Origin of the sequence: Paenibacillus roseus, from assembly GCF_016424485.1 — a bacterium.
Taxonomy (GTDB): Bacteria; Bacillota; Bacilli; order Paenibacillales; family Paenibacillaceae; genus Paenibacillus_D; species Paenibacillus_D roseus.
Window position 1 is genome coordinate 275,394 of record NZ_JAELUP010000065.1, and the last position, 20,885, is coordinate 296,278.

19 protein-coding genes are annotated in these 20,885 nt (G+C 49.8%); 3 read left to right on the forward strand and 16 right to left on the reverse strand.

Annotation, left to right across the window (positions count from 1 at the left end):
- Nucleotides 1–48: 48 nt before the first annotated feature.
- From ssuE to JFN88_RS13390, 6 genes are all read right to left on the reverse strand, one after another.
- Nucleotides 49–618 carry an NADPH-dependent FMN reductase gene (gene ssuE / locus JFN88_RS13365; RefSeq protein WP_199019785.1) on the reverse strand — a complete coding sequence of 190 codons (570 nt, stop codon included), beginning with the start codon at nt 616–618 and terminating at the stop codon, nt 49–51.
- 55 nt (nt 619–673) lie between these two features.
- Complete coding sequence (locus JFN88_RS13370; RefSeq protein ID WP_199019786.1) at nt 674–877, reverse strand: YezD family protein; 204 nt, start codon at nt 875–877, stop codon at nt 674–676.
- Between the two features lie 102 nt (nt 878–979).
- Nucleotides 980–1,804, reverse strand: a complete 825-nt coding sequence (locus JFN88_RS13375; protein WP_199019787.1) for an alpha/beta hydrolase — start codon at nt 1,802–1,804, stop codon at nt 980–982.
- Between the two features lie 95 nt (nt 1,805–1,899).
- Nucleotides 1,900–2,760: a sulfate ABC transporter permease subunit CysW gene (gene cysW / locus JFN88_RS13380; RefSeq protein WP_199019788.1), complete on the reverse strand. Its 861-nt coding sequence runs from the start codon at nt 2,758–2,760 to the stop codon at nt 1,900–1,902.
- A 10-nt stretch (nt 2,761–2,770) separates the two neighbouring features.
- Nucleotides 2,771–3,616 (reverse strand): sulfate ABC transporter permease subunit CysT, encoded by an 846-nt coding sequence (cysT, locus tag JFN88_RS13385; RefSeq protein ID WP_199019789.1) that lies wholly within the window; start codon nt 3,614–3,616, stop codon nt 2,771–2,773.
- Between the two features lie 35 nt (nt 3,617–3,651).
- On the reverse strand, nt 3,652–4,752 hold the full coding sequence (locus JFN88_RS13390) for a sulfate ABC transporter substrate-binding protein (protein ID WP_199019790.1): 1,101 nt from the start codon (nt 4,750–4,752) through the stop codon (nt 3,652–3,654).
- Nucleotides 4,753–5,035: 283 nt separating this feature from the next.
- On the opposite strand from JFN88_RS13390, the gene JFN88_RS13395 reads away from it, so the two are divergent.
- A complete protein-coding gene (locus JFN88_RS13395) occupies nt 5,036–5,479 on the forward strand; it encodes a protein-tyrosine phosphatase family protein (protein WP_199019791.1) in 444 nt (147 codons plus the stop codon).
- Between the two features lie 226 nt (nt 5,480–5,705).
- Here JFN88_RS13395 and dnaI read toward each other — a convergent pair whose 3' ends face one another.
- The 3 genes from dnaI to JFN88_RS13410 form a co-directional block, all read right to left on the reverse strand.
- Complete coding sequence (gene dnaI / locus JFN88_RS13400) at nt 5,706–6,659, reverse strand: primosomal protein DnaI (RefSeq protein ID WP_199019792.1); 954 nt, start codon at nt 6,657–6,659, stop codon at nt 5,706–5,708.
- Nucleotides 6,660–6,671: 12 nt separating this feature from the next.
- The gene (locus JFN88_RS13405) at nt 6,672–8,174 is read right to left on the reverse strand and encodes a replication initiation and membrane attachment family protein (RefSeq protein ID WP_199019881.1); all 1,503 of its coding nucleotides are present in this window, start codon (nt 8,172–8,174) and stop codon (nt 6,672–6,674) included.
- A 211-nt stretch (nt 8,175–8,385) separates the two neighbouring features.
- Nucleotides 8,386–8,673: a YuiB family protein gene (locus tag JFN88_RS13410; protein ID WP_199019793.1), complete on the reverse strand. Its 288-nt coding sequence runs from the start codon at nt 8,671–8,673 to the stop codon at nt 8,386–8,388.
- 265 nt (nt 8,674–8,938) lie between these two features.
- Between JFN88_RS13410 and hemQ the strand changes: the two genes are divergently transcribed.
- Nucleotides 8,939–9,685: a hydrogen peroxide-dependent heme synthase gene (gene hemQ / locus JFN88_RS13415; protein ID WP_199019794.1), complete on the forward strand. Its 747-nt coding sequence runs from the start codon at nt 8,939–8,941 to the stop codon at nt 9,683–9,685.
- Nucleotides 9,686–9,842: 157 nt separating this feature from the next.
- Here hemQ and JFN88_RS13420 read toward each other — a convergent pair whose 3' ends face one another.
- Both JFN88_RS13420 and JFN88_RS13425 read right to left on the reverse strand, forming a co-directional pair.
- Entirely contained in the window at nt 9,843–10,088 is a 246-nt protein-coding gene (locus JFN88_RS13420) for a hypothetical protein (protein WP_199019795.1), read from the reverse strand.
- Complete coding sequence (locus tag JFN88_RS13425) at nt 10,088–11,281, reverse strand: NAD(P)/FAD-dependent oxidoreductase (RefSeq protein ID WP_199019796.1); 1,194 nt, start codon at nt 11,279–11,281, stop codon at nt 10,088–10,090. Before JFN88_RS13425 ends, JFN88_RS13420 begins: the two co-directional genes overlap by 1 nt.
- A gap of 281 nt (nt 11,282–11,562) precedes the next feature.
- On the opposite strand from JFN88_RS13425, the gene JFN88_RS13430 reads away from it, so the two are divergent.
- Complete coding sequence (locus JFN88_RS13430; RefSeq protein ID WP_199019797.1) at nt 11,563–12,567, forward strand: NAD(P)/FAD-dependent oxidoreductase; 1,005 nt, start codon at nt 11,563–11,565, stop codon at nt 12,565–12,567.
- 878 nt (nt 12,568–13,445) lie between these two features.
- Here the strand turns inward: JFN88_RS13430 and pflA are convergent.
- The 5 genes from pflA to JFN88_RS13455 all read right to left on the reverse strand — a co-directional run bounded on the left by pflA (nt 13,446) and on the right by JFN88_RS13455 (nt 20,847).
- A complete protein-coding gene (pflA, locus tag JFN88_RS13435) occupies nt 13,446–14,183 on the reverse strand; it encodes a pyruvate formate-lyase-activating protein (RefSeq protein ID WP_199019798.1) in 738 nt (245 codons plus the stop codon).
- Nucleotides 14,184–14,274: 91 nt separating this feature from the next.
- Nucleotides 14,275–16,548, reverse strand: a complete 2,274-nt coding sequence (gene pflB, locus JFN88_RS13440) for a formate C-acetyltransferase (protein WP_199019799.1) — start codon at nt 16,546–16,548, stop codon at nt 14,275–14,277.
- 37 nt (nt 16,549–16,585) lie between these two features.
- Complete coding sequence (adhE, locus tag JFN88_RS13445) at nt 16,586–19,189, reverse strand: bifunctional acetaldehyde-CoA/alcohol dehydrogenase (RefSeq protein ID WP_199019800.1); 2,604 nt, start codon at nt 19,187–19,189, stop codon at nt 16,586–16,588.
- Nucleotides 19,190–19,758: 569 nt separating this feature from the next.
- Nucleotides 19,759–19,902: a sporulation histidine kinase inhibitor Sda gene (gene sda / locus JFN88_RS13450; protein ID WP_199019801.1), complete on the reverse strand. Its 144-nt coding sequence runs from the start codon at nt 19,900–19,902 to the stop codon at nt 19,759–19,761.
- Nucleotides 19,903–20,175: 273 nt separating this feature from the next.
- Nucleotides 20,176–20,847: a YheC/YheD family protein gene (locus tag JFN88_RS13455; protein WP_199019802.1), complete on the reverse strand. Its 672-nt coding sequence runs from the start codon at nt 20,845–20,847 to the stop codon at nt 20,176–20,178.
- Nucleotides 20,848–20,885: the final 38 nt, after the last annotated feature.

The window sequence follows — 20,885 nt, forward strand, 5'->3', positions numbered from 1 at the left end:
TTGCAGTACCCTCCTAACGGGAGCCTTGTTGCGTAGTATGAATAATGGCTAAATTGCGCTTGTTTGCTGATCGTGGGTTTTGCTTGTAACAAGACGCACGATTTCTTCAAATTCGTCCACCGATACATCCAGACGGGTACGAAGCTCCTCGTTCAAAACAGCGACTCCATGTTCATCGCGAGTAATCTGGGCATCTACTGCAAATACGCCGGTCAGCAAATGTCTTGCTCCAAGGGAGGACAACACTGGCTTCAGTGCGTAGTCAATGCTCAGGAAATGGGCAATCGTGCCTCCGATAAACAGCGGCAGAACAGGCTTGCCCGTCAATCCCTTTTGCGGAAGCAGATCAAGCAATGTCTTTAGCAAACCAGTATAGGCTGCTTTGTAGACCGGACTTGCCACAATAACGGCATCGGCGGAGGAAATTTCCTGTACGGCCTGTTGCACAGCCGGACTGTCAAAGCGGGCAAACAACAGATCCTCTGCCGGCAAATCGGTGGCATGAATGGCAGAAACCTCAAAACCCTTTTGCTCAAGAGCTTGTATGGCGTAATCTACGATACCGAACAATCTGGAATTTCTGGATGGACTTCCTGTAATGACAACAATCTTGGCCATTATTGCTCACTCTCCTGTAAATAATCATTGTTGATGTGTATGTGGCTTCAAATGTCTATTTAACCGATTTAATAGGATTATCGCTACTACGCCGATTCTCCGCCGAAGCAGGAGGATCAAACCGCTTGCGCTCTGTCCGGTCGATTTGTACAATTCTGCCGTCATGGACGGTAATCAATACCGAGCCATATTCAAGTCCATTTAATTGATCGGATATTCTGTCATTCCAAAATTGATCAATTTGCAAAGGCTTTGGCATGATAATCTCTCCTCTTTTCTTTAAATATAATAAAGCGCGGTGTGAGCAAGAAAAGCGGTGAAGCTAATCAGGATAATGCAGCTGCTGCGCTGCTCACACGCTCTAAATCACCCAACCATTCCAATCTCTTTTCTTTCTCTCCAATTCCAACAGCCAATTGACTGTGCTGTTCAGCAATACAGTCAAGCTGGCCTGTGAGGAGAAAGTATGATCTCCTTGCAAAATAACCTCTTTGTCGCATTGCCCATCATAGCGGGTCCAAAACAGCTTCTGATATAAAAACGTGTAATCAACCGGAATTACATCGTCAGAAGTACCGTGAACGAGCAGCACATCGCCATTGAAATCTTTCAGATCACGCAACGGTTGGTATTTGGTCAGGGATTCAAAGAATACCGGACGCAGATTATAGCCGAGATAATCTGCCTCCCCCTGAGTCATTGCCTTATCATGTACATCTCGACCCGTAATTTTCACAATATCGGTGTACGGATGCGCAACCGGCGCCCACAATAGCAGCGTCTTGACGCGTTTGTCATTCACTGCTGTCAACAACGCTGACGCTCCGCCAAGGCTATGACCGAGCAGGATGACGCGTTCAGGGTCTACACAGTCCATATCCAAAGCGTAATCCAGAACATAGCGGGTCTGCTCAATAAATGAATCAAGCCCTGTCTCCCCGTATTCCCCGTCGCTCTCGCCGCATCCGGCATAATCAAACCGCAATACCATAAACCCGTGCTTGCTGAACTCGCGGGCCGCTTTAACGAATAGCCGGTCCGTTCCAATTCTGCTGCCTACAAAACCGTGGCATATCACAATAATGGGATAACGTTCTCTGTTATGACTATTATCAGTTGCCTCCGGATAGTGCAGCGTTGCTGCCAGATTCCATTGTCCACTCTTAATTGTAATTGTTCTCTCCATTCAGCAACGCCGCCTCCTGTTAGAAATGTTGTAAACATATAATTTCGTAGTCGTTAAATTTATAATAACACTTTTCCTACCGAATTACTATGTTTTTATTTTTCTGATTTCCATTCAATTACCGCCTTCGCTACCAGCGTAAGAACAGCCAGCAGCAGCAATAAAGATGCTACTGCAAACGAAGCGGCAAACTGATACTCATTATACAAAATTTCCACGTGAAGCGGAAGAGTGTTCGTCTGACCTCTTATATGACCGGAAACAACGGATACGGCGCCAAATTCGCCCATTGCGCGGGCATTACATAGAATAATGCCGTACAATAAGCCCCATTTGATGTTCGGCAGCGTAATCCGCCAGAATATTTGCCACCCCCTGGCTCCGAGACTGGCTGCAGCCTCTTCTTCCTGGGTTCCCTGCGCCTGCATCAGCGGAATAATCTCCCGTGCTACGAATGGGAACGTTACGAAAATCGTTGCCAATACAATACCCGGAAGCGCGAAAATAATCTGAATACCTTGCTGATCCAGCCATGGCCCTAAGAAACCTTGGGCGCCAAACAGCAGCACGAAAATCAGACCGGCAATAACCGGGGAGATGGCAAACGGCAAATCAATCAAAGTGATTAAAATATTTTTGCCGCGAAACTGGAATTTGGCGATCGCCCAGGCAGCCGCAACGCCAAACAAAGTATTCAGCGGAACTGCAACCACTGCCGTGAGCAATGTCAGCCTGAGGGCCGATAATGCGTATGGCTCGGTAATCGAAGCCACATACACATCAACACCCTTTTTGAAAGCTTCGATAAAGATGGTAACTAACGGCAATACGACAACCAATGTTAAAAACAACAACGCAATTGCAATCAGTATTATGCGCATCGGCCCGGATTCATTAATATGCTGCGGTCGCTGCGCTGCTTTGTGATCCAAATGAGCGGTAACTGTTCCTGCCATTTTCTGCCCCCTATCCTGCGATAGCGCGGCGGCCGGACCACCACTGCAGTACATTAATAATTAACAGCATAACAAAGGCAATGACCAGCATGACGAGCGCAATCGCTGTTGCTCCCATATAGTCAAACTGCTCCAGCTTGGTCATAATTAATAGCGGTGCGATCTCCGTCTTGAGCGGCATATTGCCAGAGATAAAGACGACCGAACCGAATTCACCAAGCCCTCTGGCAAACGCCATTGCAAATCCAGTGAGCAACGGCGGAATCAGTTCCGGCAAAATGACTTTGATGAACGTCCGCAACCGATAAGCGCCGAGCATGACCGCCGCTTCTTCCGTATCCTTCTCCAAATCCTGAAGCACAGGCTGGACAGTCCGAACTACGAAAGGCAGCCCGATAAAGACCAGTGCGATGGTAATCCCAAGCGGTGTGAACGCAACCTTGATGCCGAGCGGCTGCAGAAGACTTCCAATCCATCCGTTCGGGGCATAGATTGCCGTCAGAGCGATGCCTGCTACTGCAGTGGGCAAGGCAAACGGCAAATCTACCAGGCTATCGATGAGCTTTTTCCCCGGGAAGTTGTATCTGACAAGCACCCAGGCGACCAGCAGCCCGAACACGACATTGATTAGCGCTGCAGCGAAAGCTGTCAGAAAACTGATCCTATAGGAGGCGAGCACCCGAGGATTGGTGATCGTCTCCCAGAACTGCACCATCGTCATGCCTGATGTCTTGATAAATACTGCAGACAACGGAATAATGACGATAAGGCATAAGTAAAAAATCGTAAAACCCATAGAAATCCCGAAACCCGGCAAGACGCTTTTGGCTTTGGCTTTTGGTTTGGAACCTTTCATGTGAAGTGAGTCCCCCCTATGTACGAGCCGCCATGCTAGGAGCCCGGAGTGTAAATTTGGTCAAATGTACCGCCATCATTGAAGTGCTTCTCCTGAGCAGCCTTCCAGCCTTGGAAATCCTTATCGATCTGGAGCAGTTCTACTTCCTTGAACTGACTCTTGTATTTCTCCGCTGCAGCAGGCAAAATCGGACGATAGAAATGTTTCCCCGCAATGTCCTGCCCTTCCTCACTGTATAAATATTGGAGATAAGCTTCCGCAACTTCTCTAGTTTCTCGACCATCCACAACTTTATCAACGATAGCTACCGGAGGCTCTGCAAGAATGCTGATCGAAGGCGTTACAATTTCAAATTCGCCTTCTCCGAATTCCTTGAGCGAGAGCAGTGCTTCATTCTCCCAGGCTAGCAGAACATCCCCAAGCTTCCGTTCGACAAAAGTCGTCGTTGAACCGCGGGCTCCCGAATCCAGAACCGGAACGTGCTTGAACAGTTCCTTCACAAATTCCTTGGCCTTCTCTTCATCATTATTGTTATGTTTCAGCGCATAACCCCAGGCAGCCAGATAGTTCCAGCGCGCTCCCCCAGAGGTTTTCGGATTCGGTGTAATTACCTCTACGCCATCCTTGATCAGATCATTCCAGTCAAGGATGTTCTTCGGGTTGCCCTTGCGCACAAGGAATACAATCGTGGACGTATAAGGCGAGCTGTTATGTTCAAATTGTTTCTGCCATTCGCTATCTAGAAGTCCCGGTCCAACCAGAGCGTCGATATCGTAGCCGAGCGCCAATGTAACGACATCGGCCTTCAGGCCATCAATAACTGAACGTGCCTGCTTGCCGGAGCCGCCGTGCGACTGCTCAATCGTGACATCCTGCCCGGTCTCGGCCTTCCAGTGGGCAGCAAAAGCCTTGTTGTATTCATCATAAAGTTCACGTGTAGGATCGTAAGAGACGTTGAGCAATTTAACTGGCTTCTTGGCCTCATTCTGTGGAGTTGCCTTCTCTTGTTGCGGGGTGCCTTCGGATGTACCGGTTGTGCCTCCTCCACCGTTGCCTGAACCGCAGCCCGTAAGAGCTAGTGTAAGAGCTAAGGCAACTGTGAGAATACGGGATGAAAACATAAGCGTTTGTTTCATTTAATAATCCCCCTCCATATTTGAACCAACGCACAGGCTCGTCCAGATTTACTCCAGTTGTTCTGGGCGTAAACTTCCTGTCAATCCCTACCTTTTTAGTTGGTTATGGATGGATAATATCAGGAGATGGGTCTAGTGTCAATATATTTTTTAGATTTATTGAACAAATGGAGACATAATTCTTATATGATTTAGTCATGTAAAAGATGGGATTTTAATACACTTATAAGAAGCTGAATGACCAACTTAATGGGCTATTGAACGTGCAGGGAGGGATGGCCGCTTGCCAAAAGTCAAGACAGCATGGAACAGCTGCAAGCAGCTGGTAGAAGGAAAAGTATGGATTGGCGGTCTAGGCGACATGACTTCGTTGATTGAAAAAGAACATTGTCAGGTGATCGTCGATTTGAGAGCGGAAAAGGTGCTTACCGGCAAAGAGCATCCCCTGCACTACGTGCAAATTCCAATTGCCGCTGATACGGAAAATCAGCAACAACGCATCCGCCAAGCCGTCGATTGGATCGGTGAGATGGCGGAGACTGGCTACAGGCTGGGGCTGCATTGCTCGGAGGACCGAAGCCGAACCGCCTGCGTTGCAACGGGAGTGCTGATCAGGCTCGGTTGTGCGGCAACGATTCACGAGGCACAGAAGAAGCTGCACAATCTCTGGCCGGACTGCGGTACGGATGTGAAGCTCCTTGCTTCCCTGCACGACTTGTATCCATAACAGGCTTCGCCCGCAATCTTATCGAGCGTAACCGGATTTGCCGTCCTTTGAAGGGCAAACGCCTTGTTTTACGGGTAAAATAAACAGCCGTCCTGCATCAGCATATCCGGCAGACAGCAGAGCTTTCACAGCGCTGTCCGTTCCATGCTGCGGGACGGCTTTATTCTTGTTGGGAGAGCAACCTATCAGACAATCAAGTCAAGCTTCGCAGCTTCTTCAACAGACTTCATTTGCCTCGTTTGTTTTCACCTGATACAAGCACATAGTCTACAAATGGGCGAATACGGTCCATCAGGCGCTGCCCTTTGTGAAGTTCATCGCCGTCCTTGCTGGTAAAGCTGAAATGCTTCTCCAGCATGTCCAGGTCATGATTCGAAGTGTAAAAAGTCGGCTTGCGGTTCATTCGATAATTCAGAATCGTTCCCATCACATGATCGCGAACCCACGGGTTCAGATTTTCCGCGCCAATATCATCGAACACAAGCAGATCGGTCGATTTCATCAATTCCACCGTCTCCTTGAGCTTCTGCGGCTCCTGAAACATCGACTTCAAATCCTCAACGAATTCCGGGACATAGACAATAACGCCTGAATATCCGGCCTTCGCCAGCTCATAGAGCATGTAGCACATGAGGAAAGTCTTGCCCGTTCCGAACTTGCCGCCCAGATACAATCCGCGTGTCTGCAGTCCCTCCTGCTTGGTCTGGTCAATATACCCCATCACCTGCTGGGCGGACTTCAGCCGCTCCAGGTCCTTGAACATAATCTCCTCGGCTGAATACCCCCGCGAGAGCGCCAGATCATCCACATAGAAGCTGCGCACCCGGCTGCGAACTTGCTGCTCGCTTTGGCGGGCAAGGAACTTCTTGCACGGCACCTTGCGGTCGACCAGTTGTGTGACACCACCCTGATCTTCCCCCGAAAGCATCGTATAATGGCCTTCAAAGTCGTTCGGGCAAAGGTCAAGCCCCGGGCAATTGGAGCAGTTCCCGTGTTCTTTCGTATATTGGTAGACCCGGTTCAGATTGAGCCGAATACTGTCTTCATTCAACTCCGGATACTTGGCCCGCAGCTTGATGACGAGCGGGTGATCCAGCAGCTCTTCCTGAAGCTGCCTGGCTTTGTCCGACATTTTATTTCCCACAGGCCACTGCTTCAGCACTTCACTAAGCGACTCCATGCCGCTCACCTCCTACTCCATCTTTCCGTCCAGTTTGCGCGCAAGTCGGAGCGCCGCTTCCAGTTCTTCCGGCGTAGGAGCGGCCCCCGACGGCACATCTTCAACGATCGGCATGCTCGGCTTGCGGCTTCCGCGGGTTCTCTGGGTGCTCGCCCTTGGGGCAGCCGCACGAGTGTCCGTATGTTTCCGGCGCTCCTCGACATTATCCTGCTCCCTCACGTAGCTCACCGCCTTCTCGAAGGTGTCTACCTGCTGGACGAGCATGTTGCCAGCTACAGCATCGATAAAGGTTTTGCTGACACGCTGCGATTTCTTCTCGCCAAGCACATAATGAATGAGCACATTGATGACAGCGCCCGGCAAGCGATAATTAAGGTCGATTCGTTCGAATACCCGTTCCATCCACTCCGGCACAGCACCGGGGAAAAAGCGAGCCAGAAAGCGCGTATGCGGCTCGTTGCGCATTAGCATGTTGTATTGGGCCTTATCGCAGCGACCGGCAAGCTGCACCGGCACCTCCAGCCAATTCTCGGCCTGCACTGCATGCTCCTGAGGCATGTCCTCCTCGACGTCCCCCTGCTGCATGACAGCCATCTTGGCAAGCTTGCGTTCCCGCTCGTCCCCCCGTTTGCGATCTTGGCGATAGAGTTGATTGGCGCGCAACTGAAGCTCCTCCTCCATCAACTCTCCTCCCCGGGAGAAAATCCCGTCTTCATCCAGTAAGCGACATAGATCCACTACATTGAGGTTGTACTTGTAAGCGACGTAATTTAGCCTTGCAAGCTGCTTCTGATCGCCTCGCAGCCGCTCAACGAATGGACGGTTTACCGAATGGCGGGGAAAACGCAAAATAATCTCGCCGTACTGGATACCAGCAGTCTCCGGGCTATCCGGAATAGCCCTTGCAGTTTGCCTGGAAGGGGCTACTTCGGAAAGCGCCTGCTCCAGCTCACTGTCCACGGAATGAGTGTTCAGCGAGAACAGTTCGTAGAACGGAATTGAGATGTTCTCCTTCTCCAACTGGGCATGCGCCAGCTCATCCGGTTCCCTCGATACAAACTCCTGCCGCAAGGAGATCAGCGCGAACTTCCCGATTTTATCCCGCAGATACATCGTCAAATGCTGATTCTCAAAGAACTCTTCCGGCCCCAGCGGCTCTGCAAGCTCATATTCAAAGATGGTATCTTCCCCGTGCGGTAAAGCCAGTCTTGATGTTTGCAAAAGACCGACAGCTTCAAGCCGAGAGGCATAATCGATCAAGCTCCTGCGGCCATGCTCATTCATCTCCAGCCCGAGGCTAAGGAACAGTCGGCGCTGCGATTCCAGCTGCGAATAGCCTACCTGGTCTGTCGGAATATGATGGTATAACAGTTGATAGAGACTCGCCGCTGCCGCCCCTACCATAGGCTGGTAAATCATCTGAAGCACTTTTAAGTCCATGCTGCCGATTGAAAAATCCCGGTATATGTAATAACGGTGATGCTCCGTGAAATGAAGAATGTTTCCGATCCGCACCCCGCCCACCTCTTTCATTGTCTTCATATGCACTCGTTCCTAGCATCGTCTACATAGTTTAACATAAATTACACGGCCTTACGATGCCCAAGCGTAAACGGCTTTGCCGTCCTTCGGCGAGCAACCAAAAGGAAAAGCCCTCCTTCAAGCATCGGCATTAATAGCCGCAACCTTGCTTAAGGAGAGCTTTCTGATTCAATTGTAGTTTGAACTAGAACATCTTATAGCCGCCGCGGCGCAGCGCGCGAATCGTATATCCGCTCACGAAGGCGCCGATCAGAGCCGTGACAGCCGGAGCGATATCTACATACGTGTAGGCTTGCAAGTTGTCTACAAAAGCCAGTGAATCATCCCATGTGTAATAGATTCCGATCGGGAGCAGGACGATGACGAACAGGTATACCGGAAACCAGGTCGTCTTCATCAGCATATTTAAAATAAAGCCAATGCCAAACATCATAACGAAAAACAGCATCATGGCAATAATCATCTGGAGCATTCAGCGCTTCTCCTTTTCTACGGTCACGTTCTTGTACATGCTATACTGTAGTTTATAGAAACGCTTGCGTGAAGTCAATTGCGCCAATCCAATTGTCACAAGACCGCCATTTGCCCTCATTTCCATATTTAAGCTACAATATGAAATGACGTTATTAGGCCATCTGGCCGGATATTTCGGCATTATATACGAAGCAAGAGGAATATAACCGACAATTGCAGGCCGCAAGTGTACATCCCTACCGGCCGAAGAAGGAGAGATTTCAATGAGTGAAGCAGCACAAACACTGGAGGGCTGGTTTGCGCTCCATGATTTCCGCACCATCAACTGGTCTGCGTGGAAGCTGGCAAGCCAAGATGCGCGCCGTCAGGCGGAGGACGAGCTCAGGTCCTTTATTGGCGAATGGTCCGCAACCGAGGACAGCAAGCTAGGCAGCACCGCTGTATACAGCATCGTTGGCCAAAAAGCCGACATCATCTTCATGCACCTGCGGGAAACGCTGGAGGAACTGAACGAACTGGAGACCGCTTTTAACAAGTCTGCATTCGCCCAATTCACAACACCCGTCTATTCGTACGTGAGCGTAGTTGAACTGAGCAACTATATGGCGAAGCCGGGCACGGATCCTTCGGAAAACCCTGAGATTGCCGCCAGACTCAAGCCGATTTTGCCAAAAGCAGCCCATATCTGCTTCTATCCGATGAACAAGCGCCGCGAAGGCAATGACAACTGGTACATGCTGAGCATGGACGATCGCCGTAGCATGATGCGGAGCCACGGCATGATCGGCCGTTCTTACGCCGGCAAGGTCAAGCAGATCATTACAGGCTCGGTTGGCTTTGACAAATGGGAATGGGGCGTAACGCTGTTCGCGGATGACCCGATCCAGTTCAAGAAGCTCGTCTATGAAATGCGCTTTGATGAAGTGAGCGCCCGCTATGGCGATTTTGGCGACTTCTACGTAGGCAATTTGCTTGATTCGGACAAGCTTGGCAAACTGCTAAGCATTTAGAGCGCCAACGGATTCCAGCTACTGCTTGTTGTTGCTCTAGCGTCTTTTGATTAAAATTCAGCCCCGCCAACCTTCACCATGAAGGCTAGCGGGGCTTTTTGAGGTGCTGCGCCAAAATCATCAAGCGATTCTGCATTTGAACAAAAAGAGGAAGCTGCTATTCAGCTTCCTCCTTATTCATTTCCTCCAAGTATTGCTGTGTGGCACGATCACGCTCACGGCCCTTTTCCTTGAGCCGCTCAATGCCGGGTACAATCAGACGATCAATCTCTTGCTGTACGGTGTAAGCCAAATCATACCGATTCTGCGATTCCAGAAACGAGCCGACCTCCATCAAGGCATTGTAGCGATCAAGTTCCTCTCTGGTCAGCAGTCCGCGTACCTGTACGCTGCAATGTCTCATTACAGAAACTTCCCTTTGCGCAGGACGAGCGGTATCCCGCCGATAATGAACAGATATCGAAGGTCAATCAGCTTTTTCAGCCAGGCTGCCGTACTGCCTTTATACTTCTTGCCGAAAGCAATCCCGATTGCTTCTCCTTTGCCAAGGGAAGCTACCGTGCCTTTGTTTTTGAATTCGAATGATTTGAGCGACTGGTTGCGGATAGAAGCGACCAGATTATGGGCGCATACGACGCCCTGCTGCATCGCAATCTGCGCAGTTGGCGGGTATGGGCGGCCCTCCGGATTGAATACGAGCGAATTATCTCCGACGATGTAAATATTCTCACTGCCGGGAGCACGCAAATATTCATCAACCTTGACGCGTCCGCGCATCGTCTCAAAGCCCGCTTCCTCGATCAGACGGTTGCCGCGGATGCCTCCGGTCCAAATAACGGTCTGGGAACGAATCTCCTCGCCTTCCCCTACAATAACGCCATCAGGCGTGCATTCCTTGATCGCTGTGCCGATTTTGAACGTAACGCCTTTCTTTCTCAGCACTTCCATGCCGTATTCAACCAGTTCGGAATCGAAGCCAGGCAGAGCGGTTGGAGCCGCTTCTATGTTATAAAGTTTCACGATAGACGGATCGACATCGAACTGCCTGCACAGTTCTGGCAGACGGTCTGACAGTTCGCCTACAAACTCAATCCCTGTAAAACCGGCGCCGCCTACGATGAATGTCAGATAGTCCGAACGATGAGGCTCACGCTTGTAACGGGCAAACTGGTATTCAATGTGCTCACGGATCAGACGAACCGAGTTGATGCTGCGAATATTCATCGCATACTCGCTCATGCCGGGGATACCGAATGTTTCCGGCTCACCGCCAACGCCAACGACCAAATAATCGTAAGAGAGAGTCCCATCCTCCAGAATAACTTTCTTATCTTGTGGACGGATTTGAACAACGGTTGATTTTACAAAATCAATCTTGAACTCGTCAATAAGCTTGGAAATGCTGACTCGGGCATTTTCCGGGTTATCCGTTCCGGCAGCCGGCATATGCAAATGGGTCGTAATGTAGTGATAGTCGTGCTTGTTGACAAGGGTCACGTCGGCTTCATTGTAATTTAATTCTTTTTGCAGACGAAGCGCTGTAAGAATTCCGCCGTACCCTGCTCCAAGAATGACAATCTTCGGTATGCTACTCATTACTTAATCCCTTCCATTCCATGTGAAAAATTACACAAACCAGATTGTAATTCTATGTCTCCAGGATCTAGTTTATGTCAACCGAACCGTGCTTATCAGCATCTTGTTAGTTCGATAATGGTCTCCGCGTATATACATCTGAAATCATATCGGCTTTTCACTAAAAGTTCAAGAGATAAAAATACGAAAAACTTTAGAGAAACATACAAAGTTTTATTTTTTAAACTTTTTTGTTAATATAATAGTGTTATTACCTAACTTTATGGAGGTGCAGTTTGTTAATGAGTCATTCTGAAGCTTCATCAGATCATATAGTGGACATTGCCATTATCGGCGCAGGCCCGGCCGGGATGTTTGCAGCTTTTTACGGAGGAATGCGGCAGGCTTCGGTAAAAATTATCGAGAGTATGCCCCAGCTTGGCGGGCAGCTTGCAGCACTATACCCTGAAAAATATATCTATGACGTCGCTGGCTTTCCCAAAGTAACGGCCCAGGAACTGGTTAATCAGCTTAAAACTCAGATGGATCACTTCAAGCAGGAAATTTGCCTGGAAGAAAAGGTGCTCAATGTCATCAAAAAAGGTGAGCGCCACTTTGAAATTCATACGAACAAGGCTATCCATCACGCCAAGGCAGTGATCATCTCGGGAGGCGTCGGCGCTTTCGAACCACGCCGTCTGGAGCTGGATGACGCCGACAAGTATGAAGGCAAGAACCTTCATTATTTTGTCAGTGATCTGCATCAATTCAAAGGACAGAACGTTGTCATCAGCGGGGGCGGGGACTCCGCTGTCGACTGGGCGCTGATGCTGGAGCCGATCGCCAAGAGCGTCTCCCTCGTCCATAGACGCGACAAGTTCCGTGCCCATGAGCATAGTGTGCAAAATTTGATGGAGTCTTCGGTCCACGTACTGACACCGACGGAAATCTCTGCCCTGCACGGTGACGACCGCATTCATGCCGTTACAATTCGCGATGTTAAGACTCAGGAAGAAAAAATTGTGGATGTCGACGCTGTAATCGTTAATTTCGGGTTCATTTCATCGCTGGGGCCAATCTCACAATGGGGACTTGAGATTCAAGGCAATTCCATCGTTGTGGATACTCGCATGGAGACTAATATTCCGGGGATTTTTGCCGCAGGGGACATTACAACTTATCCCGGCAAGCTCAAATTGATCGCTGTCGGATTTGGAGAAGCGCCTACCGCCGTCAACAATGCCAAAGTATACATCGATCCTTCAGCCAAGCTTTCTCCGGGTCACAGCAGTAATATGAAGCTATAATACCTGTTCCTTTTTAATATTTATCGTCAGGGTTCTACGTTTCTGAATAACCCGATGTTACAAGTACGGCCCTTGTCTCCCTATATAGGAATCAAGGGCCGATTTTGATTGAAAAGTACGACCACGACTCTACGCTATGGTCATAATAAAATAGGAGGAACTGTAGGGGTAGGAATTTACCCGATTGGACTAGCCGTTACTCCTGGAATTACAGTTGATACGCAAGATTATGGGATTGAATTTGACTTGTAATCAACATAAGTTTAAGTCTGGTAGGGGCCTTACCAGACAATTTCTTGGAGGTAATTTAATGATTAAAATCATAGGTACAATGATTTTAAGTATTATAATTTCACTTTTTATTTATATTTTGTTAATAAACGTATTCGGGTCATCAGGAGGGTTAGAGGATGTATTTGTTGTACTAATAATAATTTCAATTCAAGTATCATTTGTCACAGGGTTAGTCATACATTTTATTGGTAAAAATAAAAAGAACTTGTAAGAATTAATTCATTTAATTAGTGATATTTTTTTAGAAGCTCTACCTCCCCTAAGAAAAGTTTAAATGGTTAGATTAAACTTTTGATCACGTAGATAAAATCATAATTAAAGGCTTCACTCAAAAGTTAATGATTGTGTTTTTCCAGCCATTACTGTTAAGGGCAATATCACGCTATGTTGCATTCAACCAAAAGTCCTCAAACTTTTAAATTTCGGTTACTCGTAAAATAGTGCCTAAGCTGAAAAGCTTTCAACCGAGCGCTGGCCCAGCGCCTTTACCTTTTAGTTATAAATTCCGGATTGTAAAATGAAACGCGACAACTAAATTTTACAGACTCCAGGGACACGTCAAGACAAAAGGAATCGGCAACCCTTCAGGGTGAGGCTGCCGATTTCTTTCTTGCGGTTTCAATAATGATTTTTGCCCGCTCCAACTCTGCCGCTGATGGTGTCTGTATGCCTTCCAGCGGGTAGCTGCGCCCAAGCTGCTGCCATTTGTACACGCCCATCCGATGATAAGGAAGCAATTCGATCCGCTCGACCGAATCCAGTCCGGAGACAAACCGGCCGAGTGCAGTCAAATCCTGCCACGCATCTGTAATTCCCGGGATAAGCACATGCCTGATCCACATCGGCTTTTTCAGCTCGGCCAGCCATGAGGCAAACTTAAGAATCCGCTCATTGGGCTGGCTTGTAAGCTGCTGGTGCCTGGCACTGTCCATCTGCTTCAAATCGAGCAGCACCAAATCCGTGTGCGCAATCAGTGACTCGGCGTTCGCTGGTTCGCAAAAACCGGAGCTATCCAGCGCCGTATGAAGGCCGAACCGTTCTTTGACCGTCTTGAACAGTTCGGCAACGAAGGAAGCTTGCAAAGTCGGCTCTCCACCGGTCACGGTTATGCCGCCTCCCGATTTGCGGTAATACACCAGATATGGCTCCAGCTCCGCAATTACCTCGTCGACCGACATTTGACGCCCTTGCGCGGTATCCCAGCTATCCGGGTTATGGCAGAATTGGCATTGCAGCGCGCAGCCCTGCATGAACAATACGAATCGGATGCCCGGACCGTCTACGGTGCCGAACGTGTCCATGGAATGAATCCGGCCTTTCATAACGAACGCCCCCTTACAAATCCTTGCTCCCTATACAAGTTGAACGAATGCGAGCGCTTCGCTTCTTCAGAATCTTTCACACTCCGGCGATTTATACAGAACCGTGGAAGGTCCGGTTAATAACATCAAGCTGCTGCTCGCGGGTAAGCTTGTTGAAATTGACAGCATAGCCGGATACGCGAATCGTAAGCTGCGGATATTTCTCCGGGTGCTCCATCGCGTCTATCAAGTGCTCCCGGTCGAATACGTTGACGTTCAAATGGTGCCCGCCGCTTGCCGTATAGCCGTCAAGCAATGAAACGAGATTGGAGAATCGGGCTTCCTCCTCCTTGCCAAGCGCCTTGGGAACAATTGAGAAGGTGTTGGAGATGCCATCCAGACTGCAATCATAAGGCAGCTTCGCAACCGAGCTTAGAGATGCCAGCGCCCCTTTACGGTCACGGCCATGCATCGGATTAGCGCCTGGCGCGAACGGCTCGCCCGCCTTTCGTCCGTCTGGTGTCGTCCCCGTCTTCTTGCCGTATACAACATTAGACGTAATTGTCAGCACCGACATGGTCGGTATTGCATTGCGGTATGGCTTATGCTTGCGCAGCTTCTCCATGAAGCCCTCAACCAAGTGTACGGCGATGCTGTCGACCTGATCGTTGTTGTTGCCATACTGCGGATATTCCCCTTCGATTTCAAAATCTACCGCCAGCCCCTGTTCATTGCGTACCGGACGCACCTTGGCATAACGGATCGCGCTCAAGCTGTCGGCCGCCACAGACAATCCGGCGATGCCGCAAGCCATCGTACGTACAATATCCCGGTCATGCAGCGCCATCTCGATACGCTCGTAACAGTATTTATCGTGCATATAGTGAATGACGTTCAAGGTGTTCATATACAGCTTTGCCAGCCATTCCTGCATGACCTCGAATTTTGCCGCCACTTCTTCATAATCAAGCACCTCGGAGGTGACGGGGGCAATCGGCGGCCCGACCTGAATGCCGAGCTTTTCATCGACACCGCCATTAATCGCGTACAGCAGCGCCTTGGCCAGGTTAGCGCGTGCTCCGAAGAACTGCATTTGCTTGCCGATCCTCATTGCCGATACACAGCAGGCAATCCCATAATCATCTCCGAAGCGTGGCCGCATCAAATCATCATTTTCATATTGGATCGAGCTGGTCTCCGATGAGACCTTGGCGCAATAGCGCTTGAACTTCTCCGGAAGCTGCTGGGACCACAGCACGGTCAGGTTCGGCTCTGGCGCCGGTCCCAGGTTGTACAGCGTATGAAGGAAGCGGAAGGAGGTTCGCGTCACCCGCGTCTTTCCGTCCAGCCCCATCCCGCCAATCGACTCCGTTACCCAGGTCGGGTCGCCGCTGAACAACTCATTGTAATCCGGCGTACGTAAAAATTTCACGATCCGCAGCTTCATGACAAAATGGTCAATTAACTCCTGCGCCTGTTCCTCTGTCAGTATCCCTTCGGTCAAATCCCTCTCCAGATAAATGTCCAAAAAGCTTGATACACGCCCGAGGCTCATCGCCGCGCCATTCTGCTCCTTAATGGCCGCAAGATAGGCAAAGTAGAGCCACTGGACCGCTTCCTTCGCATTGCCCGCAGGCTGTGAAATATTAAATCCATAAGAGGCCGCCATCTTCTTCAGTTCATTCAGGCTGCGAATCTGCTCCGACAGCTCTTCGCGCAGCCGGATGACCTCCTCGCTCATGGCATCAACCTCAAGCTGGAGCAATTCCTCCTGCTTACCTTGAATCAGCCGATCTACGCCATACAGCGCTACTCTCCGATAATCCCCGATAATTCGTCCACGACCGTAAGCATCCGGCAGTCCCGTAACGATCCCCGCTCTGCGTGCGGTTCGCATCTCTGTGGTATAAGCATCGAATACACCCTGATTATGTGTCTTGCGAACTTCGGTGAACAGCCGCAACAGTTCATCCGGCAGCTGGTAGCCGTAAGCGGAGCACGCATCAGCGGCCATCCGAATTCCGCCGTAGGGCTGAATCGCTCTTCGCAACGGCGCATCGGTCTGCAAGCCGACAATGGTCTCTTTGTCCTTGTCAATATAGCCTGGAGCATGAGAAGTAATCGAGGATACCGTACGAACATCAATATCCAGCACTCCCCCATTGTGCTGCTCCGCCTGGAGCAATTCTCTCACACGCTGCCATAGCTCCTCCGTCCGAGCCGTCGGTCCTGCAAGGAAAGACTCATCCCCGGCATAGGGGATGAGATTGCTTTCCAGAAAGGCATTCATATCAATCTTTCTTTTCCATGACAATCCTTCGAATCCGCGCCATGCCTGATTTCCTTGCTGAGTCCGTGCGGCAACTTCCCGTTCCTTCATCGCCATCTCAATAGCACCTCCAAGGTTGAATGGATTCAAATCCTTAAAATTTGCCATAAAACGCATTGCGGTAAACATCTGCCAGTTCGGTCACGAGCGGCATTTTCGGATTGGCAGTTGTACACTGGTCTTCAAAGGCGCGATCTGCCAGTCCAGCAACCTTCGCTTCAAAATCCGCCTTGTCAAAGCCCAGCTCACTAAAGCTCTCCGGAATGCCAAGCGAGCGGTTCAGCTTGCGGATCGCTTCGATCAGACTGCGGACACCCTCCTCCTTGGTATTCGCCGGCAATCCCAGCATCCGGGCAATCTCCGCATACCGCTCATCCGCGATAAAGCGGGCATATTTCGGGAACGAAGCAAATTTCGTCGGTTTCCCGGCATTGTACTTGATGACATGCGGCAGCAAAATCGCATTGGTGCGCCCGTGAGCGGTATGGTATTGACCACCCCATTTATGCGCGAGGCTGTGATTGATGCCGAGGAATGCGTTGGCAAAAGCCATGCCGGCTATCGTCGAAGCATTGTGCATTTTTTCCCGGCCCACGGGGTCCGCCTCATGATACGACTGCTCCAGGTATTGGAAGACGAGCCGGATCGCCTGCAGTGCCAAGCCGTCCGTGTAGTCGTTGGCCATGACCGACACATACGCTTCGATGGCGTGAGTAAGCACATCCATCCCCGTATCCGCCACCGCTGTCTTCGGCAGGCTGTAGACAAAATCCGGATCAATGATCGCCACATCCGGCGTCAGCTCATAATCTGCCAGCGGATACTTCGTGTTGCCCTCCCGCTTGTCGGTAATGACGGCGAAAGAGGTCACCTCCGAACCGGTACCCGAAGTTGTCGGGATCGCTACGAATTTGGCTTTGCGGCCGAGCCGCGGATATTTGTACACCCGCTTGCGGATATCAAGGAACTTCTGCTTGAGCGAATGAAAGCTAGTGTCGGGATACTCATAGAACAGCCACATTGCCTTGGCCGCATCCATTGGCGAGCCTCCGCCGAGCGCTATAATACAATCTGGCTGAAAGTCCTCCATCATCGCTCTGCCCCGCTCCACTGTATCGACCGACGGGTCCGGCTCAACATCCGAGAATACTTCGATATAGACCGGATTCGGACGTTTGCGCAAATAATATTCCAGCTTCTCCACATAGCCCAGTTTCACCATCGTTGCATCGGTGACAACCATGACCCGGGAAATATCCAGCATCTTCTCCAGGTACTGCGTCGAGCCTTTCTCAAAATAGACTTTAGGCGGAACCTTAAACCATTGCATATTAACTGTCCGGAAGGCGACGCGCTTCATATTCAACAGATTGACGGCTGTTACATTAGAGGTTGTCGAGTTTTGCCCGTACGAGCCGCAGCCCAGTGTGAGCGATGGCAGATTCGTATTGTACAAGTCACCAATCGCTCCGTGCGTCGAAGGCGCATTGACGATGACGCGACCGGTTTTCAACCGATTCGCGAATTTATCGATGACTTTGCTGTTGCGCGAATGAATGACCGACGAGTGGCCCATCCCGCCAAAAGCGACGACTTCAGCGGCTCGTTCGATGCCTTGCTCCGCCGTTTTTACTTTATAGCAGGCGAGTACAGGACTCAGCTTCTCGGCGGACAACGGGTAGGCTTCCCCGACGCCTTGCAGCTCTGCGACTAATATTTTTGTATCGCTTGGCACTTGAATGCCCGCCATCGCTGCAATTTTCACCGCGCTTTGTCCAACGATAACGGCATTAACCGCACATTTCTCCTTATTAATGACGAGCCCCGAAACCTGTTCTGTCTCCGCCTTGGTCAGAAAATAGCAGCCGTTTTCCTTCATTAGTTGTTTCACCTGATCATAGACCGGCTCCTCGATGATGACGGATTGCTCCGAGGCGCAGATCATGCCGTGGTCGAACGTTTTAGACAGGATCAGATCGGTCACGGCCTGCTCCAAATCAGCAGATTTCTCGATCAGGCAAGGCACATTGCCAGGTCCCACCCCAAGCGCTGGCTTGCCGGTGCTGTATGCCGCTTTCACCATCGACGCGCCGCCTGTTGCAAGTACAAGGGAAATATCCGGGTGATTCATTAATAGCTGTGTCGCTTCCAGGGAAGGGGATTCGATCCACTGCACACAATGCGCTGGCGCTCCGCTTGCCACAGCAGCTTCAAGCAATGTTTTTGCTGCCGCTGCGCTGCACTTCTGTGCTGATGGGTGGAAGGCGAAAATAATCGGGTTGCGCGTCTTCGCTGCGATAAGTGTCTTGAACATCGTTGTCGATGTCGGGTTGGTAACTGGTGTAACTCCGGCAATGATACCAATCGGCTCCGCCACCAACTGATAGCTTTCATAGGAATTTTCCTCAATAATGCCAACCGTTTTGTTGTTTTTAATATTGTGGTAAATATACTCCGTTGCAAAAATATTTTTCGTGATTTTGTCCTCATATACGCCGCGTCCCGTTTCTTCAACCGCCATTTTAGCAAGCTCCATATGACGGTCCAGTCCTGCGAGCGCCATGGATTGGACAATCCGGTCGACTTGTGCCTGATCCAGTCTCAGATACGCCTCCTGCGCGCGCTTTGCGCGTGTCACTAATTGATTGACTTCCTCCTGTGCAGGCATGGAATTCAAATTGCTCTCCTTAACAGCCATGATAATTCCTCCTTTTGAGTATGCGGACATCCTGCTAGGGCCGCTCTAACATGAAGCCTGGACCTTGTGACAAGATTGCTGCAGCAGTCTCTGAAGTGGGATCACTGTTGTTACCCTTATCGTACATGGGATAGTTTTATTTGTATGTGATTTATTTCACATAAATTGGTGCTAAAATATGTTCCATTGTCGAAGCATCAAATCTGGAGGGAGTCGAACTCGTTTGGTTTAAAAATATAAAGACAGGGCATCCTGCCTTTGGCTTCAAACGACGTCAAGCAAGCGCTTAACGGCCAAAGGAGAACACCCTGCCGATGCTATGTCCGGTGTGCAATGAAATTCATGTGTTGACAGTTGAATGTCCTGCATGTGACGGCATGATGATGGAAGAGGCCAAAAAGAACGGGGCCTACGTTCCCTATCAGCCTATGAATGATTGAAGCGGGACACTTGTCCAACCCCCGCAATCCATTCTACTGCCAGCATCATTGTCACTGCGAGAAACGCGGGAATGTGACGGAAATCATGGTTGCCGAGTGGAAATCGTATGGGATATGACCCCCTACCCCTTACGCACCCAGCCGATACTTTTTGGGCTCAATATCTCTTTTTGTAATTTCCTCGAAAAGCATGCCAATAAATTCAGGGTCCAAGTCCAACTGTATCGCCAGATTGTAACTGTCGACAAGCATTTCATCTGAAAGGATCTCCATGTCCAACACATCCTTCCCTTTTTCTTCCTCATCATCTTAACATGTCCTATTTATCAGAACAACTGTTCCATTTATCCACATTACCATGTGGAAATCATGTGCATAGATTGTGGACAGACGTCGAATTGTGAGGAAAATCCCTTGGGGATGATGTGGATAATTTTATTCACATGCTATTTTCAGAACAGTTCCATAAAAAAATCAAATGAATATCCAATCTTTGATAAATTTTCCTGAATTAAAATTCATCGTTCCCTGCGCGTTTCTTCTCTATTATTGCGGCCGGGTATTGACTTCAAAGATCCATATCTTCCCGTTTTTGTCCAAACCGTAGTCGAAGCCAAGCTGACCGATTCCCGGATATCTGCTCTCCAGCACTTGTGTGGATATTCGGGTCAGTTCCCGCATTTCCCGCTTCTTGCGCTTGACCAATCCAGCCGAAAGCGACCCCCTAATCCCTTGAGCAGCTGTCAATCGTGTGCCTCCCCGGCACAAATTGGTGACGAACAGCCCTTGACGCGCCAGACGCCCAACCATGGAGCGGATAGCCCAGCCTTCTCCTGTCTTGACGTTCTTAACCCGATAGTCAATCGGCCTGCCGCTAATAGTAGCCAGGTGAATGCCGCGCTGGATCAAATACTTGCGGTTTTTCTTCGTGCTCGCCAAGGAAGAGGTCAAGGCTTCAAAGGAGGAGAAGCTTTTTCGGTGAGAGTAATACGTATAGCTATAGCCCCCCTGTGTACGGCTGACTTTAATAACGCCATGTCCCCCTGCCCCCCTGACCGGTTTGATGACGACCATGCCATAGGAGGAGAGCATGCTGCGCAGATTTTCTTTCGTATACATTCGTGTCGGAGGAATATGGGGAGCAATCCGCGGGTGCGACAGCAATGCAGATGTCTTAGCCCATTTGCTGGCAAGTTGCCTTCCGATACCTTCGCCCATCTCTTCAAGTCTCCTTTCTTGGGGTTATACTCTATATG

Excerpts from the sequence above, each read along its gene's own strand:
- ssuE (WP_199019785.1), bottom strand. The coding sequence starts at position 618 with ATGGCCAAGATTGTTGTCATTACAGGAAGTCCATCCAGAAATTCCAGA.
- JFN88_RS13370 (WP_199019786.1), bottom strand. The coding sequence starts at position 877 with ATGCCAAAGCCTTTGCAAATTGATCAATTTTGGAATGACAGAATATCC.
- JFN88_RS13375 (WP_199019787.1), bottom strand. The coding sequence starts at position 1,804 with ATGGAGAGAACAATTACAATTAAGAGTGGACAATGGAATCTGGCAGCA.
- cysW (WP_199019788.1), bottom strand. The coding sequence starts at position 2,760 with ATGGCAGGAACAGTTACCGCTCATTTGGATCACAAAGCAGCGCAGCGA.
- cysT (WP_199019789.1), bottom strand. The coding sequence starts at position 3,616 with ATGAAAGGTTCCAAACCAAAAGCCAAAGCCAAAAGCGTCTTGCCGGGT.
- JFN88_RS13390 (WP_199019790.1), bottom strand. The coding sequence starts at position 4,752 with ATGAAACAAACGCTTATGTTTTCATCCCGTATTCTCACAGTTGCCTTA.
- dnaI (WP_199019792.1), bottom strand. The coding sequence starts at position 6,659 with ATGGAGTCGCTTAGTGAAGTGCTGAAGCAGTGGCCTGTGGGAAATAAA.
- JFN88_RS13410 (WP_199019793.1), bottom strand. The coding sequence starts at position 8,673 with ATGCTCCAGATGATTATTGCCATGATGCTGTTTTTCGTTATGATGTTT.
- hemQ (WP_199019794.1), top strand. The coding sequence starts at position 8,939 with ATGAGTGAAGCAGCACAAACACTGGAGGGCTGGTTTGCGCTCCATGAT.
- JFN88_RS13420 (WP_199019795.1), bottom strand. The coding sequence starts at position 10,088 with ATGAGACATTGCAGCGTACAGGTACGCGGACTGCTGACCAGAGAGGAA.
- JFN88_RS13425 (WP_199019796.1), bottom strand. The coding sequence starts at position 11,281 with ATGAGTAGCATACCGAAGATTGTCATTCTTGGAGCAGGGTACGGCGGA.
- JFN88_RS13430 (WP_199019797.1), top strand. The coding sequence starts at position 11,563 with ATGAGTCATTCTGAAGCTTCATCAGATCATATAGTGGACATTGCCATT.
- pflA (WP_199019798.1), bottom strand. The coding sequence starts at position 14,183 with ATGAAAGGCCGGATTCATTCCATGGACACGTTCGGCACCGTAGACGGT.
- pflB (WP_199019799.1), bottom strand. The coding sequence starts at position 16,548 with ATGGCGATGAAGGAACGGGAAGTTGCCGCACGGACTCAGCAAGGAAAT.
- adhE (WP_199019800.1), bottom strand. The coding sequence starts at position 19,189 with ATGGCTGTTAAGGAGAGCAATTTGAATTCCATGCCTGCACAGGAGGAA.
- sda (WP_199019801.1), bottom strand. The coding sequence starts at position 19,902 with ATGGAGATCCTTTCAGATGAAATGCTTGTCGACAGTTACAATCTGGCG.
- JFN88_RS13455 (WP_199019802.1), bottom strand. The coding sequence starts at position 20,847 with ATGGGCGAAGGTATCGGAAGGCAACTTGCCAGCAAATGGGCTAAGACA.